The sequence below is a fragment of the Flavobacterium sp. LMO8 genome (assembly GCF_009495755.1).
Taxonomy (GTDB): domain Bacteria; phylum Bacteroidota; class Bacteroidia; order Flavobacteriales; family Flavobacteriaceae; genus Flavobacterium.
Window position 1 is genome coordinate 763,770 of record NZ_WIBJ01000031.1, and the last position, 17,662, is coordinate 781,431.

Genomic DNA, 17,662 nt, shown 5'->3' on the forward strand with positions numbered 1-17,662 from the left:
GAATAATTTTGATAAAATTTACTAACCATACCATATGAAAAATTTAATTAGCTTAATGTTTTTCTTCGTAGTGCTAAGTGAAAACTTATATGCTCAAGAAATTACTATTAAAGGAACAATTGTTGATGAAACAAATCAACCATTATCGGGTGCATCAGTTGCAATTAAAAATACGAGTAAAGGAGTTATTGCCGATTTTGATGGAAATTTCATTATTTCGGTTCCGTCTAAAGACAATATACTTGTTTTTAGTTTTTTGGGTTACCAAAACCAAGAAATCACAGTAGGAAATCAAAAAGAAATTAAAGTTTCTTTACAACCAGATGTTGAACAACTAAAAGATGTAATTGTTATTGGTTATGGTGAAGTTAAAAAAGAAGATATTACAGGGGCAATAACTTCTATTAAACCATCTGATGTAACAAAAAATCAATCTCAAGGAATTGAAAATATTTTACAGGGTAGAGCTGCTGGTGTTGTAGTTTCTCAAAATGGTTTCGAACCTACATCTCCAATCAGTATTCAAATTAGAGGTGTTAATAGTTTAGGTATGGGTACTCAGCCGTTATATGTTGTAGATGGAATTATTGTGAATTCTGCCGGAGAAGATAATGTAGATCCATTAGAAGGAGGAAATACCTATTTAGCTACTCAAAATGGTTTAGTTGGAATTAGTCCCAAAGATATTGAAAGTATCGAAATTTTAAAAGACGCTTCAGCTACTGCTATTTATGGTTCTAGAGGTTCAAATGGGGTAATTATAGTCACAACTAAACAAGGTAAGGAAGGTAAAACTGTATTTAGTTATAATGGTTCTACTAGAATTGGTGAAATTGTTAGGGATATAGATGTTTTAGATGGATATGAGTATGCTAATTATAATAATCAATCTAGAATTTTAAAAGGATTTACAACTAATTATATTGTAGACGATGCTACAAAAGTAGTAACAGATTTAACAGGTAATGTTTTAACACCAAAAAATTGGAGCGATGAAATATATAAAACTTCATATAGCCAATCACATCGATTTTCAGCTTCAGGAGGAAAAAATGGAGATAAATTTTATTATGCAATTGGTCATGTTGAAAATCAAGGTATCATACCAAGATCATTTTCTAAAGTAACAGACTTAAATGTAACTAATTCAAAGCATTTAACAACTAAATTAACTTTAGATTCTAAAGCAACTATAAGTTTAATAAAAAATTCAGCTTCCAAGGGTACAGAGTTTTTAGGAGGTTCAGATAATAATATGGTAAGACAAATTATTGGTGCAGTACCTTTTGAAAATGCAATAGATAATGCAATATCTGGAGTAGATCCTGAAGATGCTATTGATGGACCACTTGCATGGATTAAAGACTATGATGATTTAGCGGAAGAAATTAGAGGATTAGGTTCGTTAAAATTGGAATATAAAATTAACGACGTTTTTAAATATAGAGTATTAGGTGGTGTAGATTTCAGAAAAAAAGAAAGAAAAATTTGGTATGGTACCTCTTTATTTAGAGGTGCTCAAGTAAATGGAGAAGCAGGTATAAGCGATTTAGAACGATTTAGATATAATGTAGATAATACATTAATGTTTAATAAAAAGTTTAATAAAAACCATCGAATTAATGGAACAGTAGGGGTTGTTTTTGAAGAATTAATGTTGAAAAGCAAAGCGGTTACCGCATCAGATTTTCCTATAAAAGATTTAAGAGCTGATGGTATTCGTAATGCACAAGTAATATCTCCATACAGATATAATGAATCACAAGAATCTATTGCTTCATTTATTGGTCGTGTAAATTATACATTGGCTAACAAGTATAACTTTACAGCAACTTTTAGAGCAGATGGATCAAGTAAATTTGATCCTGATAATCGTTGGGGATATTTTCCATCTTTAGCTTTTGCTTGGCAAATAAATAGAGAGAAATTTTTAGAAAATTTTTCAAAATTAAATGAAATGAAATTAAGATTAGGTTGGGGTACAACGGGTAACCAAAATACACCAGCTTATCAGTATTTAAGTTCATATAGCGCTAATCCTAATCCATATCCAGGTAATAATGGTGGCGAAATTGCAATGGTACCAATAAATGTAGCTAATAGATTATTGACATGGGAAACCACCTATCAAACAAATGCTGGTTTAGATTTAGGATTCTTCAATAAAAGACTAACAACGTCTATTGATTTTTATCATAAACGTACAGAGGATTTATTACAAAGAATGCCATTAGCACCGTCAGATGGTTATGATTTTATTCTTGCAAATGTTGGTACTTTAGAAAATAAAGGATTTGAAGTTAATTTAAATTTAGATGTAATAAAAAATGATAATTTAAAATGGAGTATTTATGCAAATTACTCTATGTATAGAACTAAAATTGTTAAACTTGGATTATCTCCTTCTGAATGGGGTGATCAAACATTGATTGCTTTTCAAGGAAATGAAATATCTGGTGGTAACTACTTTAAAACATTTGCCAATATTTATGCACAAGGATTACCTGCAGGTTCGTTTTTTGGATACGAAACAAATGGAATTATTAACACACCAGATGAACTTGCTCTTGCGGGTACAATTAATGGTATCGCACCACAATTTGGAGATGTGTTAGTTATAGATCAAGATGGAGATGGATTAATTACAGATAGAGATAAAACAGTTATTGGTGATCCAAACCCTGATTTTACATATGGTTTCGGTTCAACGTTAGAATACAAAAACTTCAGCTTAAGTTTGGCATTTAATGGGGTTTATGGAAATGAAATTGCTAATGGTAATTTAGCTAGAGAAGCATATGCAGATGGAACTACTCAAAATATAAGATCATCAGCATTTTATAATGCATGGGACGCTACAACAAATCCTAATGGTTCCGAACCAAGAATTAATTATGATTTAAATGATGATTTAGGTTTTACAGATAGAATGTTAGAAGATGGAAGTTTTTTACGTCTTCAATATGTAAGTTTGGGTTATAGTATTCCACTTTCAAAGAAATCAATTTTTAGCTCTGCAGATATTTCTGTTGCAGGAAATAATCTATTATTATTTACTAATTATTCAGGTTATGACCCTGAGGTTAATAGTTTTAGTTCAGACCCGTTGAGAACAGGTATCGATTGGATGTCTTTTCCTAATCAAAGAAGCTATAGTATCAATTTAAATTTAACTTTTTAATATTCACATCATGAAAAATAGAATTATAAAAATTATAGTGTTAGGCCTTTTTACTGGTCTAGGTTTTGTGAGTTGTGATGATTTCTTAGATAAACAACCAATCACAGAATATAATCTTGAGCAATTGTTTGCTACTGAAGAAGGCGCAGAAACAGTATTAAATGGGTTGTATGCAAGATTAGCAGGTCCTGGTTATTATGGATCAAGTTGGCATGGTATGGTTAACCCACATTCAGGCAGGATGTTTTCAAATCAGTCTGTAACTGCTGATGCTACAGGTTTAAATTGCTCAACAAGTAATAGATGGTTAGAAGATTTATGGCCTGCAATGTATGGTACAATTGAGCAAGCAAATATTGTTATTGATAATATGGAAAATAGCAATTTGGCTAATAAAGATTTTGTTTTAGGACAAGCCTATTTAATTCGTGGTATTGTTTATTTCGATTTAGTACGATTATTTGGTGGCGTTCCTATTAAAAATGAACCTACAAGTCTTGATAATTTAAACAAACCAAGAGCATCTAAAAGCGAAGTATATGATTTAATATTGAGTGATTTAGATAGAGCTAAAGATCTATTGCCAGAAGATTTTTCAAACTATAGATCAGATCGTCCTTTAAAATGGGCAGCTATTGGTTATAAAGCTAAAGTATACATGCAACTAGCAGGTGAAGATGGTGGTAACCCAGCATTGTGGCAAAACGCTTATGATGAAGCAATTCAAGTTTATACTAAATATAGTTTGCATCCTAATTATGGTAATATGTTTTTATCATCAGGTTGGAATGAAAACACTGCAGAAGCTATATTTGAATTGCAATACGATCATTTTGGTAATATAAGAAATTCAGATAGAATTAGAATGTATACTCCATCTAATAGTACTTTTAATATTGGCTTTAATACATTCGGATGGGTAAGACCTAATAAAGAAATTTATGATCAGCATAATACACAGTATCCTGGTGATCCAAGAATTGCAGCAACTTTTATTTGGGGTAGTTTTCCAAGAGCAACTGGAGGAAATACAAATATTTATCCAACTATAAGAAATGGAGCTAATGGTTTTGCAGTTATAAAAAAATGGTTCGATACATCTTATAACGGAACGACTACCGCAAAGAACTTTACATTGTTTAGATATGCTGATTTATTATTAATGCTTGCCGAAATCGAAAACGAGTTAAACGGCCCAGATAACGCTTATCAATATGTAAATCTAGTACTAACAAGAGCAAGAAATTCTGCAGTTCCGGCAGCAGCTCAACCTACAAACTGGGCTGCAATGACTCAAGATCAGTTTAGAGATAGAATTATGAAAGAACGCCAATACGAATTGTTAAGTGAAGGTCAAGATTGGTTTGATGCTCGTAGAAGAGGTTTCAATTATTTCTTAAACAATACTATTATTCCTCATAATTCACACCCAACAATCAATGTAGGGAATTCAGATTATTTATATCCTACAACAGATAGAGCAATGTTATTGCCAATCTTGAATAGAGAAATTGCTAATAATAATAATATGTCACCATCAGATCAAAACCCTGGTTATTAAAATAAAATATATGAAAAAGAACAGTATAAAAATAGTTTTAGCCTTATTTGTTGCAACGCTAATTTTTTCATCATTTATTTCAAATGAGAAAAAACCACCATATTTAAATCCAAAATTACCTATTGAGGAAAGAGTAAAAGACTTGATGAGCAGAATGACACTTGAAGAAAAAATCGCTCAAATGTGTCAATATGTTGGATTAGAACATATCAAAGAAAACGAAGCAAAATATACGGCTGAGCAAATTAAGAAAAGAGATGATGGTGGTTTCTACCCAGGAAAAACATCTGACGACATTGCCAATCTTGTAAAAGAAGGAAAAATTGGTTCAATGTTGCATATTGTTACTGCTGAAGAAGCTAACTATATTCAAAGTTTAGCCATGAAATCTAAACTGAAAATTCCAGTTTTAATTGGAATTGACGCTATTCATGGTAATGGATTGTATAGAGGTGCTACCATTTATCCAAGTCCAATATCTATGGCTGCGACTTTTGAAGATAAATTAAACTATGACTGTGGAAAACAATCTGCTAAAGAAATGCGTGCAACGGGTTCACACTGGGCCTTTACTCCAAATATCGATGTTTTAAGAGAACCTCGTTGGGGAAGAACAGGTGAAACCTATGGAGAAGATCCTTTCTTAGTAGGAAATATGGGAACTGAAATGATTAAAGGTTTCCAACAAGGTGATTTTACAGGAACTGAAAAAGTTATTGCTTGTGCGAAACACTTAATTGGTGGTGGAGAATCTATAAACGGTTTAAATTTAGCTCCTACAGACGTTTCTGAAAGAACGTTGTTAGAAATGCACTTGCCTCCATACAAAAAAGCAGTTCAAGAAGGAAAAGTGTTTTCTATCATGACAGCTCACAACGAAATTAATGGTATTCCTTGTCATATGGATTATCATTTAATGACTGAAGTTTTAAGAAATCAATGGGGTTTTCAAGGGTTTTATGTTAGTGATTGGAATGATGTAGAGCGTATTTATTCTGTACACAACGCAGCAAAAGATTTTAAAGAAGCTACTTTGTTTTCTGTAGAAGCAGGATTGGATATGCACATGCACGGACCTCAATTTGGCGAATATGTCTTAGAATTAGTTAAAGAAGGAAAATTACCAGTAGAGCGAGTAGATTACGCTTGTGCTAAAATTTTAGAAGCTAAATTCAGATTAGGTTTATTTGAAAATCCGTATGTTGATGTAAAAAATAAAGATAAGAAAGTATTTACTAAAGAACATCAAGCAAGTGCTTTAGAAGGTGCTCGTAAAGCGATGACTTTACTTAAAAATGATGGCATTTTACCATTGACTTCAACTACTAAAAAAATATTTGTTGCGGGTCCAAATGCTAATAATCAAACTACTTTAGGTGATTGGGTTAAACCACAACCTGATGATAAAGTGATTACAGTTTATGAAGGTATTCAATCGTTAGGAAAACAAAAAGGTTTTGAGGTTTCTTATTCAAAAGTGGCTGAAAATTCAAAGAAAATTACTGATGAACAGATTAATAGTGTAGTGGAAGGAGCTAAAAATTCTGATGTTGTAGTTTTAGTTTTAGGTGAAAATTCTTTCCGTCACGATTGGCCAAATAAAACAACTGGTGAAAATATAGATCGTTCTACTTTACAACTTTCAGGAAGACAGTTAGAAATGTTTAATGCAGTTAAAAAAACAGGTAAAAAAGTTGTTGTTGTTTATGTTAGTGGAAGTTTAATTTCGGAACCAACTATTGAAAAAAATGCAAATGCTACTTTATTTGCATGGGAATCGGGAAGTTTTGCAGGTCAAGCGGTTGCTGAAACTTTATTTGGAGATTATAATCCAGGAGGTAAATTACCATTGACTTTTCCTAGAAGTGTAGGACAATTACAAATGGTGTACAACCACAAACCATCTCAATTTTTCCACAAGTATCATGATGTTGCAAAAACACCTTTATATCCATTTGGTTACGGATTAAGTTATACTAATTTCAATTTTTCTGAACCAAAAGTTACTGGAACTATAAATAATGCTACTGATAAAGTAACCGTTACTGTAGAAGTTACTAACACAGGAAAAGTAGCAGGTGAGGAAGTAGTTCAGTTGTACATTAAAGATGATATAAGTTCTGCAACAAGACCTGTAAAAGAACTTAAAGGATATCAAAGAGTTTATTTAAAGGCTGGAGAAACTAAAACTGTAACGTTAACATTAACGGCTGAAAGTTTAGCTTTTTATGATTTAAAATTCAATTATGGTGTTGAGCCAGGAGATTTTACAATTATGGTAGGAAATTCATCAGATGATAAATCTTTGAAGAAAACAAAATTTAAAGTAGCCAACAGAATTAACTTAAAAAAATAAGATGTTTACATTCATCAGAAAAATTCATAAACCAGTATCCTTTACATTAGCTTTACTTTTATTGGCTTCATGTAATTCAACAACTTCTGTTGTAAAAGATACGCAAAAGCCAAATGTAATTTACATCATGGCCGATGACTTGACTATGCAAGCGATAAGTGCTTATGGCGGATTATTCAAAGATATCGCTCCTACGCCTAATATTGACAGATTAGCAAAGGAAGGAATGTTGTTTAATGACGTTATTTGTACCAATGCAATTTGTGGTCCTAGTCGCGCTTGTATCCTTACCGGAAAATATGCTCATGTAAACGGCTATTATAAAAACGAATATGGAGGTGTTTTTAATGAGAAACAATGGACTTTCCCACAAGAATTTAAAAAGAATGGCTATCAAACTAGTTTGTTTGGAAAATGGCATTTAGGAACGAATCCTGTTGGATTTGATACTTTTAAATTTCATAGCGCAAGTGCTCAACAAGGTTTGTATTGGAATCCAGTTTATAATGTAAATGGTAAAGACGAAAAGTTCAAAGGGTATGCAACTAATTTATCCACTGATTTTGCAATGAATTGGTTAGAATCTGAAAGAGATCAAACTAAGCCTTTCATGATGATACTTCAGTATAAAGCACCTCACAGACCTTGGGAACCAGACAAAAAATATGAGAAACTGTGGGATGATATCGAAATGCCTTATCCATCAAATTTTAACGATAACTATGTTGGTCGTGAAAAAACGGCTGGAGATACCGAATTAACAATGGAGCATTTTAGTAGAAAAGATATGAAATTAAAAGCTCCAGATTCATTAAAAGGGAAAGATTTAGTGAAATGGAATTTTTATGGTACTAAAAATGAAGAAATTGTTACTCCAGAAGGTATGTCTTTTGAAGAAGGTAGAAAATGGAGATACCAAACTTATATTAAAGATTATTTGGCTTGTGTTAAGTCTGTTGATGATAATATAGGTAGAGTTTTAAAATACTTAGACGATAATAATTTAACAGAAAATACGGTAGTAGTTTTAACTTCAGATCAAGGATTCTTTTTAGGAGAACATGGTTTTTTTGATAAGCGTTTTATTTATGAAGAAACCATTAGAATGCCTTTTATAGTGCGTTATCCAAAAATGGTTAAACCTTCAACTGTGAATAATGATATCGTAAGAAATATTGATTTTGCACCTACTTTGTTAGATTTAGCAAATATTAAAGCGGATGAAAAGTTACAAGGAGTAAGTTTTAAACCTTTACTTCTAAACAAAACCCCTAAAAATTGGAATCAAGCGGCTTATTATCATTATTATGAGTTTCCATATTGGCATCATGTGCAACCTCATTATGGAATCAGAACACAGAAATATACGTTAGCTCATTTTTACTATAATATTGATGTTTGGGAGTTTTATGATTTAGAAAAAGATCCAATGCAAATGAATAATGCTATTAATGATCCAAAATATAAAGATGTTATTGTAGAATTGAAAAAACAATTAAAAGGTTTAATGGTAGAAGCTGGAAATGATTTATCATTAGACGAATATAGAATAATCACAGATAAAGACTTTGGCTCAATTATTGAACGTAATGGAGATGATGATGTGAATTCAATAATTAACGGAAAAAAATAATTTATGAAAAAATATATTTTAAAAGGGTTTTTATTCTTATTTGCTACTGTCTCATTGGCACAACAAAAACAAAAGAATATTTTATTCATTGCAGTTGATGATTTAAAACCTTTAATCAATGCGTATGGTGAAAACCAAATGAAAACGCCAAATTTTGATCGCTTGATTAAATCAGGTGTTATGTTTGAAAACGCAGAAGTGCAACAAGCTGTTTGTGGACCATCTCGTGCTTCTGTAATGACAGGTACCTATCCTGATAGAACAAAAGTTTGGGATTTACATACCGATTTTAGAGAATCATCACCCACTTTAGTTTCTATGCCTGAGTATTTAATTTCTCAAGGTTATACTACTACTGCTGTAGGTAAAATCTACCACAAAGGATCAACTGCTCCAGGTCATGATGGAAAAAGTTGGAGTATTCCTCATGTACTACCAGAAAATTTTGATCCTAAATATGGTACACCATCATTTTCATATTATCAAGATCCTGCCACAAAAGCAGAACATGACCGTTTAATGAAGGAAGCTGAAGCACAAGGTAAAAAACCTGGTCAGCAACGTACTTATGCTTTTAAAAAATTAAAACCAAGTACTGAATCTGCAGATGTTTCAGATGAAGCTTATCAAGATGGTATTTATACAGTAGAAGCAATCAAAAGACTTGATAAATTGGCAAAAGAGGCAAAACCTTTTTTCTTGGGTGTTGGGTTCCAAAAACCGCATCTTCCTTTTGTTGCTCCTAAAAAATATTGGGATTTATACGATAGAAGTAAAATTAGTTTGGCACCAAATCAAAAATTAATAGACGGCACTCCTGATTTTGCTTATCAAACATTTGGCGAATTAAGAGCGTTTACTGATATCGATAACAATACCAAACTTGGTGAGCCATTACCAGAAGCTAAACAAAGAGAATTGATTCATGGATATATGGCTTGTGTATCTTATGTAGATGCACAATTGGGTAAATTGTTAGACGAATTAGATCGTTTAAAAATTACTAATGAAACAGTAATTGTTCTTTGGGGAGACCACGGTTATCATTTAGGTGATCATACTATGTGGAACAAACACTCAAACTTTGAACAAGCAACTCGTATACCATTTATTTTTTCTGGACCTGGTGTTACTAAAGGGAAAAAAGTAACTACACCTGTAGAATTAATCGATTTATTTCCAACTGTTTTTGAATTAGCAGGTGTAAAACAATCGACACAAACCGATGGAAAATCGCTTGTACCAGTTTTAGATAATGATCCAAAAACGAATTTAAAAGTGGATTATGCTTTAAGCCAATATCCACGTCAAAATGGTAAAATAATGGGATATTCTATTCGTACAGAAAGATACCGTTATACAGAATGGCATGGCAATAATTACAATGCTTCAACTCCTTATGATGCGTCTAACATTGTTGCGGTAGAATTATATGATTTTAAAACAGATCCTACTGAAACAAAAAATCATGCTAAAGATGCTTCAAACAAGCAGCTTGTAGATGAATTACAAGCAAAAGTAAAATCTAAAGTAAATCATATTTACGAAAGAAATAAAGTAACACCTGCTGTTGCATATGAAAAAAAACCTAAAGAAGGTGGTGATGAAGAAGGAGTAGGAGCAAATAAAAAACAAGGTGCAAAAAAGGATAATAACACCCCTAAAAAAGGAGGAAAAAATAAAAAGAAAACTCAAGAATAAGAAGTTCTTTATAAGTAAGTATAAGAGCATGTAGAAAAACATGCTCTTATTTAATTTAATTAGTAGATGTTAAAATTTTTAAATACAATTTTCATACTGTTTTCTACCATTGTTTTTAGTCAAAACAATAAGTATAATATTGTATTTATTGCATTTGACGATTTAAAGCCGTTACTAAATTGTTATGGCTATGCCCAAATGAAAACTCCTAATTTTGATAGGTTGGCAACTAAAGGAGTAATGTTCACTAATGCTCATGTGCAACAAGCGGTATGTGGTCCTTCAAGAACAAGTGTTATGACAGGTACTTATCCTGACCAAAACAAAGTTTGGGATTTAAAAACCGATTTTAGAAAGTCGGCTCCACAATTAATTTCGATGCCTGAATATTTAAAAAATCAAGGATATTATACACAAATTACGGGTAAAAAAATCTACCATGATGGTTCTTGTGCTCCAGGTCATGATGCTAAGAGTTGGTCAACTCCCTATAAATTAAATAATCCAAAAGATAAGAAAAAAGGAAGACCAGCATTCAGATTGTTCTACAATGACAGTATTAATAAATTGTCTGCTAAGTACATGCAAGAAGCCAAAAAATCGGGACTAAAAGATCCAGAGGCTATAGAATATTATGCATTTAAAAAATTGATGATTTCTACGGAGAGCTCCGTTGTGTCTGACGAAGGATATGAAGATGGAATATATGCGAAAGAAGCTGTAGATAATTTAAAAAAATTAGCCAAAAAGAAACAACCATTTTTTTATGCTATAGGATTTTCAAGACCTCACCTTCCTTTTAATGCACCAAAAAAATATTGGGATTTATATGATAGAAATTCAATTGCATTAGAAAAATTTCAAAAATTAATACCTGAAACACCTAGTTTTCTTTATCATAATTTTGGCGAATTAAGAGTATATAATGATATTGATAATAGTTATAGTAATCAAAAATTAATTCCCGAAGAAAAACAAAAAGAGCTTATTCATGGTTACATGGCATGTGTTTCTTATGTTGATGCTCAATTAGGAAAAATTTTGGATGCTATTGAACAAAATAATTTAAGTGAAAATACAATTATTGTAATTTGGGGTGATCATGGTTATCATCTTGGAGATCACACGATGTGGAACAAGCATTCAAATTTTGAACAGGCAACCAGAATACCATTAATTTTTTCAGGTCCAAATATCAGTAAGAATAAAATTGTAAATCAACCTGTTGAGCTTTTAGATGTTTTTCCAACATTATTTGAACTAGTTGGATTAGATTTTCCAAAACATGTTGACGGAATTTCATTAAAAAATATTTTAGATTTAGATGAATTTAGTAGTGTAGAAAAAGATTTTGCATTAAGTCAATATCCACGTCATGGTGACAGAATGGGATATTCTATACGAACTGAACAATATCGTTATACAGAATGGCATAAAAATGGATATAACACATCTAAAGAATATAAAGATCAAAATATAGAGTATATCGAATTATATGATTACGAAAAAGATGCATTGGAAACAGTTAATTTAGCCAAGGATAAAAATTATTCTGAACTTGTTAAACTTTTACATGAAAAATTAGTCAAACATTTACAAACATTGAACAAAAAAAACAATAATTTATAGTAATATGAGAACAAATTTAATTAAATCTAGTTTGCTATTGGTTTTAATAGCTTTATCAATTGGGGTGAACGCTCAAGAGAAAAAACCAAATATCCTTTTTGTAATAGTTGATGATTGGGGATTTAAAGATATGAGTGGACATGGATCTCAAATATACCAAACACCAAACGTTGATAAACTTGCTAAAGAAGGTTTAGATTTTCAAAACGCCTATTCTAGTTATCCAAGATGTGTGCCTTCTCGCTATGCTATTATGACAGGAACATATCCTGTAAATGAAGATCATGGTAATTTAGGAGCAATTAAAGAAGATAAAAATTTTATTAAAAAATTTAACAAAGCAGGGTATAATTCTTTTTACGTAGGTAAGTGGCATTTAGGTACCGAAGAAAGTAGTCCTAAAGGTTATGGTTTTAAAGAATCTTTTGCAGCAGGTGATGCTGGAGGTACCGATACTCATTTTTATCCTTATAATTTAAAAAGAGTTGCTGGAACTAAAGGCGAAAAAGCTCCAATTGAAGATGTTCAGGCTTATGCTAAAGAAGGAGAATTTCTTTCTGATGCACTAACAAGAAGAACTATTGATTATATGAAAGATAATAAATCAAAACCATTTATTGGAGTATTAGCATTTTATGCTGTTCATACACCGATAGAAGCAAAACCTGAAGATGTTGAAAGAAATAAGAAACAGATTGATGCGTTTGATTATGGCACTACTCCAGAATATGTAACCGAAGGTAATGGAGTTACAAGAATGAGACAAAACGAGCCTACATATGCTGGTTTAGTTGAAAATACAGATGAAAATATAGGTAGATTAATTCAGGCTTTGAAAGAAAATGGTTTGTACGAAAATACTATTATAGTGTTAACTTCTGATCATGGTGGTTTATCTACAAAAGGGAAAAATAACAGAATCATTCCTACATCAAATGCGCCTTTTAGAGCTGGAAAAGGTTGGATGTATGAAGGTGGTATTAAAGTTCCTTTATTGGTGCATTATCCTAAAGAAATTAAAGCAAAAGTTGATACTGAATCTGTAGTTTTAGGAATGGATGTTTTTCCTACGTTAGTTGATTATGTTTTACAAGAAAGAGTAAATGGGATTGATGGAAAAAGTTTCAAAAACGTAATTAAAGGTAAAGAGAAATGGACTGATAGAACCGTTTATTGGAATTCATATAAAGCTAGACCTACTCAAACTGGAGACGATAAAACTTCTGTAATTAGAATTGGCGACTTTAAATTATTACAGTTTGTTGAATCAAATAAACTAGAATTATATAATGTAAAAGAAGATATTTCAGAAAAAAATGATTTGTCTGCTAAAATGCCTGAAAAAGTAAAAGAGATGCTTGCTCAATTAGAAAAATGGAAAAGCGATAGTAAAATTGTTATGAAAGCTAACCATAAAAGTGGTGGAGAAGAAGTGTCTCTAAAAAAACAAGCTAAAAAAGATGCTAAAAAGGCAGAAAGAAAAGCTGCAAAAAAAGCTGAAAAGCAATAAATACAAAGAATAAATGAATAAAATTTTAGCAACAATATTATTGCTTTTTACAACTGCTACTTTTTCTCAAGATTTAGAAATTCTAAAACTTGGAGAAAAAGTAGTCAATCAAAAGGCATTAACTAATCTTAAATTAACTAAAGACATTGGTAGTTTTGAAACGAAAATTCAAGAAGGTCAAACCATTCATAAGGCGATTACCATTTCAAAACCCGATGGTGTTTATAATTTAAGTGTAAGAATTCCTTTAAAAGCAAAAAAAATTAATAGTGGTCAACCATTGTTGATTGTTTTTAAAGCGAAAAGTATTGAAGCTAGTTTAGAAACTAATGAATCAAAAGTTAATTTTCTTTTTAGACAAACTGAATCGGCTGCTCCTAAAGATGTAGCTTCTAAATCGGTTAGTTTATCAGCAAATTGGCAAGATTATTATATTCCGTTTAAAGCACCTCATTCTCAAGATTTAGAAGGAACAACTTTTGCACTTCAATTTGGATATACACCTCAAGTTTTTGAAATTAAAGATATTGAATTGTATGTTTTTCCAGAAACTACTGATTTTTCAAAACTTCCATTTACCAAAATTACGTATCCAGGAATGGAAGAAAATGCACAATGGAGGATTGAGGCAGAACAAAATATTGAAAAATACCGCAAAGGTAACTTCTCCCTTTTCTTTTATAAAGATGGAAAACCATTGCCAAATGCACAAGTCGAAATCAAGCAAACCAAACATCATTTTCGTTTTGGAACTGCCGTTTCTACTGATGAAATTAACTCAAATGAAACCTATTTTGCAACCGTAAAAAAACTTTTTAATAGTGTAGTTTTTGAAAACGATTTGAAGGCTAAACGTTGGAAAAACGTTAAAAGTAGACCTGCAACTTTATCTGCAATCGAAAAATTAAATGCAAATTCTATTTTAGTAAAAGGTCACGTACTACTTTGGCCGGGATTTAATTATTTACCTGATGTTTATGAGAACAATAAAGCGAATCCAAAGAAAATAGATCAACTTATTAGTGAACACTACAAAAACATTTTAGGCGAAACTAAAGGTAAAATATCACATTGGGACGTTTTAAACGAAGTGTACACGAATAAAGACATTCAAACTGTTTTAGGTTCAGATGAAGTGCTGTTTGATGCCTTTAAAAAAGCCAAAGAATTAGATCCAAATGCTAAAAGATACATCAACGAATACGGTATCATTAGTGGTGGTGGAATCAATACTAAAAAGCAAGATTGGTACTATAATTTTATACAAGAAATTGACAAAGAAACCAATGGAGCTATTGATGGTTTAGCGATGCAAAGTCACATTGGAACCGATGTAACACCGCCGGCAAAAGTCATCGAAATATTAAATCGTTTTGCAACATTAAACAAAGAAATTTCGATTTCCGAATTCACAATTGACATTATGGATGACGATGAATTGCGTGCCAAATATACACGTGATTACATGATTGCAGCGTTTTCAAATCCTGCGGTTAAAGAGTTTTTATTTTGGGGATTTTATGCACCTATGCATCCAAAAGCAGCCTTGGTTGATGAAAATTGTCAGTTAACCAAAATGGGGAAAGCGTATCAGGACTTAGTGTTTCAAAAATGGATGACTTCTGCAAAAAATACTACAACTGAAAATGGTTTAATTACCGAAAAAGGTTTTTATGGAACTTACGAATTCACACTAAAACACGAAGGAAAAACGTTCAACGGAACTTTTGATGTGTTACCCAATGAAACGAACAAATTAAAAATCAATTTGCAGTAATGAGATATAGAATAGCTGTAGTTTTTAGCTTTTTAGTGAGTTTTTTACAAGCTCAAGAAAAACCAAATATCCTTTGGATTGTTTGCGAAGATATTAGTCCTATTCTTTCTTTTTATGGTGATAAAACAGCAAAAACTCCTAATCTCGATGCTTTAGCAAGTGAAAGTTTAATTTATGACAATGCTTTTGCCACAACACCTGTTTGCGGACCAAGTCGTTCGGCTATTATAACAGGAATGTTGCCATCATCCATTGGAACCATGCACATGCGAACAGGAAGGGATATTCAATCATGGGGAAATTTGAAATATAAAGATACGGTTTATGATCCTAAAGGACAATTAGTTCATGATTTAAACGGTAATTTAATACGAGAATATTCGGCTGTAATTCCAGAAAATGTAAAATGTTTTACCGAATATCTTCGAGCTAATAATTATTATTGTACCAACAATCAAAAAACCGATTATCAATTTGCTGCACCACAATCTGCTTGGGATGAAAATAGTAAAAAAGCTCATTGGAAAAATACACCATCTGGAATGCCATTTTTCTCAGTTTTTAATTTTGAAGTAACACATGAAAGTCGTATTTGGTTGAACAAAGATTTGCCTTTAACTGTACATCCAAAAGATGTTCCTGTGCCGGATTATTATCCAGATAATGATATAATTAGAAATGATTTGGCTCGATTGTATAGTAATGTTGAATTACTAGATATTCAAGTAGGAAAAATTATTGCTGAATTGAAAAAAGATGGTTTGTATGACAATACTATTATCTTCTTTTACAGTGATCACGGTGGACCTTTGCCAAGACAAAAACGCGAAATTTACGATTCGGGGTTAAAAGTTCCGTTTATGATTCGTTTTCCAAATGCAGAAAAAAAAGGGAGAACTTCAGAATTGGTTTCCTTTGCCGATTTAGCTCCAACAATGTTGAGTTTAGCCAATATAAAACCTCCAAAATATATGGACGGACAAGCGTTTCTTGGAAATTTCAAAGCCAAAGAACGAGAAGTAATTTACGCCACATCAGACCGTTTTGATGAATTCACCGATAGAATCAGAATTGTTCGAGATAAACAGTTTTTATATGTTAAAAATTACCATCTTGAATTGCCAAAATATAAAAACGTTTCGTATCGTTTCAATATTCCAATGATGCATAGTATAATGGAAAACAAAGAGAACAATCAATTGAATACTTCTCAAAATCATTGGTTTCAACCAAAATCTGATGAAGAATTGTACGATTGTATCAACGATCCATTTCAACTGAATAATTTGGCTTCTAATCCTAAATATGCTAATAAACTAAAAGAATTGAGAATTTTAGAGCAAAAGCAATTTATATCAAAAATCGATTTTGGAAAATACTATGAAGCCGACTTAATTCAAAAAATGTGGCCAAATGGGAAACAACCTAAAACAAATCCCGTAAAAATAGATATAAAAGGAAATAAGATTGTATTGAAATCTCAAACGGAAGGCGCTTCAATTAGTTACCTTTTAGTCCCAAGAGATTCGAAGGAAAAAATCACAAACAACAGCAAATGGAAACTATTTGTAGCGCCAATTGTTGTTCCTTCAAATTTTAAATTATTAGCCAAAGCCGATAGAATTGGTTTTGAAGAAAGTGAAATTTCCGAATATAATTAATTAATTTTTTACTTTTTTAAATCTCCTACGTTTAGAATTTTATATACTAAAAGTAGGAGATTTTTTTGTATTTTACTTTTTTATAGTATTGTAATTTATTGTTTTATTTAGATGTGTTATTGTTAAAAATTACAGTCATAAATTATATTAAATAAAAAAATAATCATAATAAAATAGCGTAATTGAGGTATTGTGACAATTTTCAAACCTTTATAGATAATTAGTACACCATAAACTATTTCGTTATAGTTATTTTTGAACAACTAAAATTTAATTATTATGAAAAAAATAAAAATCATTACAGTATTATTTGTTATTCTATTTTCTTTTTCGGTAAATGCTCAAGAAAAATTAGAAGATAAGGCTAATGCTCAGGTTAAAGAAATGAAAGAAAAGCTATCCTCTGCAAATGCCCAAGAATTGACAGCTGAACAAGAGAAAGGTTTGACAGCAATCTATTTAGAAAAACTGAAGGATATTAAGAAAGTCAAAAAAGAAGTTGCTGATGACACACAACAGAAAGAAAAAATAAAAGAGTTAAACAAATTATATTCAAAAAAAATCTTTGATACGGTTTTAACAAAAGAACAAAAAGCTAGCTTAAAAGCATTCAATGCAAGCAAAAAAGAAAAATAAGCAAAAACATTAACTTT

Annotated in this window: 10 protein-coding genes; all 10 read left to right on the forward strand. The window is 31.3% G+C overall.

Translation table 11 applies throughout. From position 1 onward, the window contains the following. Window positions 1-34 precede the first annotated feature (34 nt). The 10 genes from GFJ94_RS11335 to GFJ94_RS11380 all read left to right on the forward strand — a co-directional run bounded on the left by GFJ94_RS11335 (window position 35) and on the right by GFJ94_RS11380 (window position 17,645). Window positions 35-3,181, forward strand: coding sequence for a TonB-dependent receptor (locus GFJ94_RS11335; RefSeq protein ID WP_153201624.1), 3,147 nt, complete (start codon window positions 35-37; stop codon window positions 3,179-3,181). A gap of 10 nt (window positions 3,182-3,191) precedes the next feature. Then, window positions 3,192-4,742 carry a RagB/SusD family nutrient uptake outer membrane protein gene (locus GFJ94_RS11340; protein ID WP_153201625.1) on the forward strand — a complete coding sequence of 517 codons (1,551 nt, stop codon included), beginning with the start codon at window positions 3,192-3,194 and terminating at the stop codon, window positions 4,740-4,742. Between the two features lie 10 nt (window positions 4,743-4,752). Continuing rightward, window positions 4,753-7,098 carry a glycoside hydrolase family 3 N-terminal domain-containing protein gene (locus tag GFJ94_RS11345; protein ID WP_153201626.1) on the forward strand — a complete coding sequence of 782 codons (2,346 nt, stop codon included), beginning with the start codon at window positions 4,753-4,755 and terminating at the stop codon, window positions 7,096-7,098. A 1-nt stretch (window position 7,099) separates the two neighbouring features. After that, window positions 7,100-8,731: a sulfatase gene (locus GFJ94_RS11350; protein WP_153201627.1), complete on the forward strand. Its 1,632-nt coding sequence runs from the start codon at window positions 7,100-7,102 to the stop codon at window positions 8,729-8,731. A 3-nt stretch (window positions 8,732-8,734) separates the two neighbouring features. Next, window positions 8,735-10,432 (forward strand): sulfatase, encoded by a 1,698-nt coding sequence (locus GFJ94_RS11355; RefSeq protein WP_153201628.1) that lies wholly within the window; start codon window positions 8,735-8,737, stop codon window positions 10,430-10,432. Between the two features lie 66 nt (window positions 10,433-10,498). Next, window positions 10,499-12,061, forward strand: a complete 1,563-nt coding sequence (locus tag GFJ94_RS11360) for a sulfatase (protein ID WP_153201629.1) — start codon at window positions 10,499-10,501, stop codon at window positions 12,059-12,061. Window positions 12,062-12,065: 4 nt separating this feature from the next. Beyond that, window positions 12,066-13,571 carry a sulfatase gene (locus GFJ94_RS11365; protein WP_153201630.1) on the forward strand — a complete coding sequence of 502 codons (1,506 nt, stop codon included), beginning with the start codon at window positions 12,066-12,068 and terminating at the stop codon, window positions 13,569-13,571. 13 nt (window positions 13,572-13,584) lie between these two features. Then, window positions 13,585-15,348 (forward strand): endo-1,4-beta-xylanase, encoded by a 1,764-nt coding sequence (locus GFJ94_RS11370; protein ID WP_153201631.1) that lies wholly within the window; start codon window positions 13,585-13,587, stop codon window positions 15,346-15,348. Beyond that, on the forward strand, window positions 15,348-17,009 hold the full coding sequence (locus GFJ94_RS11375) for a sulfatase (RefSeq protein WP_153201632.1): 1,662 nt from the start codon (window positions 15,348-15,350) through the stop codon (window positions 17,007-17,009). Before GFJ94_RS11370 ends, GFJ94_RS11375 begins: the two co-directional genes overlap by 1 nt. A 279-nt stretch (window positions 17,010-17,288) precedes the next feature. Continuing rightward, a complete protein-coding gene (locus tag GFJ94_RS11380) occupies window positions 17,289-17,645 on the forward strand; it encodes a hypothetical protein (RefSeq protein WP_153201633.1) in 357 nt (118 codons plus the stop codon). Window positions 17,646-17,662: the final 17 nt, after the last annotated feature.

Coding starts and splice junctions, on each gene's coding strand:
- GFJ94_RS11375 (WP_153201632.1), top strand. CDS start 15,348: ATGAGATATAGAATAGCTGTAGTTTTTAGCTTTTTAGTGAGTTTTTTA.
- GFJ94_RS11370 (WP_153201631.1), top strand. CDS start 13,585: ATGAATAAAATTTTAGCAACAATATTATTGCTTTTTACAACTGCTACT.
- GFJ94_RS11355 (WP_153201628.1), top strand. CDS start 8,735: ATGAAAAAATATATTTTAAAAGGGTTTTTATTCTTATTTGCTACTGTC.
- GFJ94_RS11340 (WP_153201625.1), top strand. CDS start 3,192: ATGAAAAATAGAATTATAAAAATTATAGTGTTAGGCCTTTTTACTGGT.
- GFJ94_RS11365 (WP_153201630.1), top strand. CDS start 12,066: ATGAGAACAAATTTAATTAAATCTAGTTTGCTATTGGTTTTAATAGCT.
- GFJ94_RS11350 (WP_153201627.1), top strand. CDS start 7,100: ATGTTTACATTCATCAGAAAAATTCATAAACCAGTATCCTTTACATTA.
- GFJ94_RS11360 (WP_153201629.1), top strand. CDS start 10,499: ATGTTAAAATTTTTAAATACAATTTTCATACTGTTTTCTACCATTGTT.
- GFJ94_RS11345 (WP_153201626.1), top strand. CDS start 4,753: ATGAAAAAGAACAGTATAAAAATAGTTTTAGCCTTATTTGTTGCAACG.
- GFJ94_RS11335 (WP_153201624.1), top strand. CDS start 35: ATGAAAAATTTAATTAGCTTAATGTTTTTCTTCGTAGTGCTAAGTGAA.
- GFJ94_RS11380 (WP_153201633.1), top strand. CDS start 17,289: ATGAAAAAAATAAAAATCATTACAGTATTATTTGTTATTCTATTTTCT.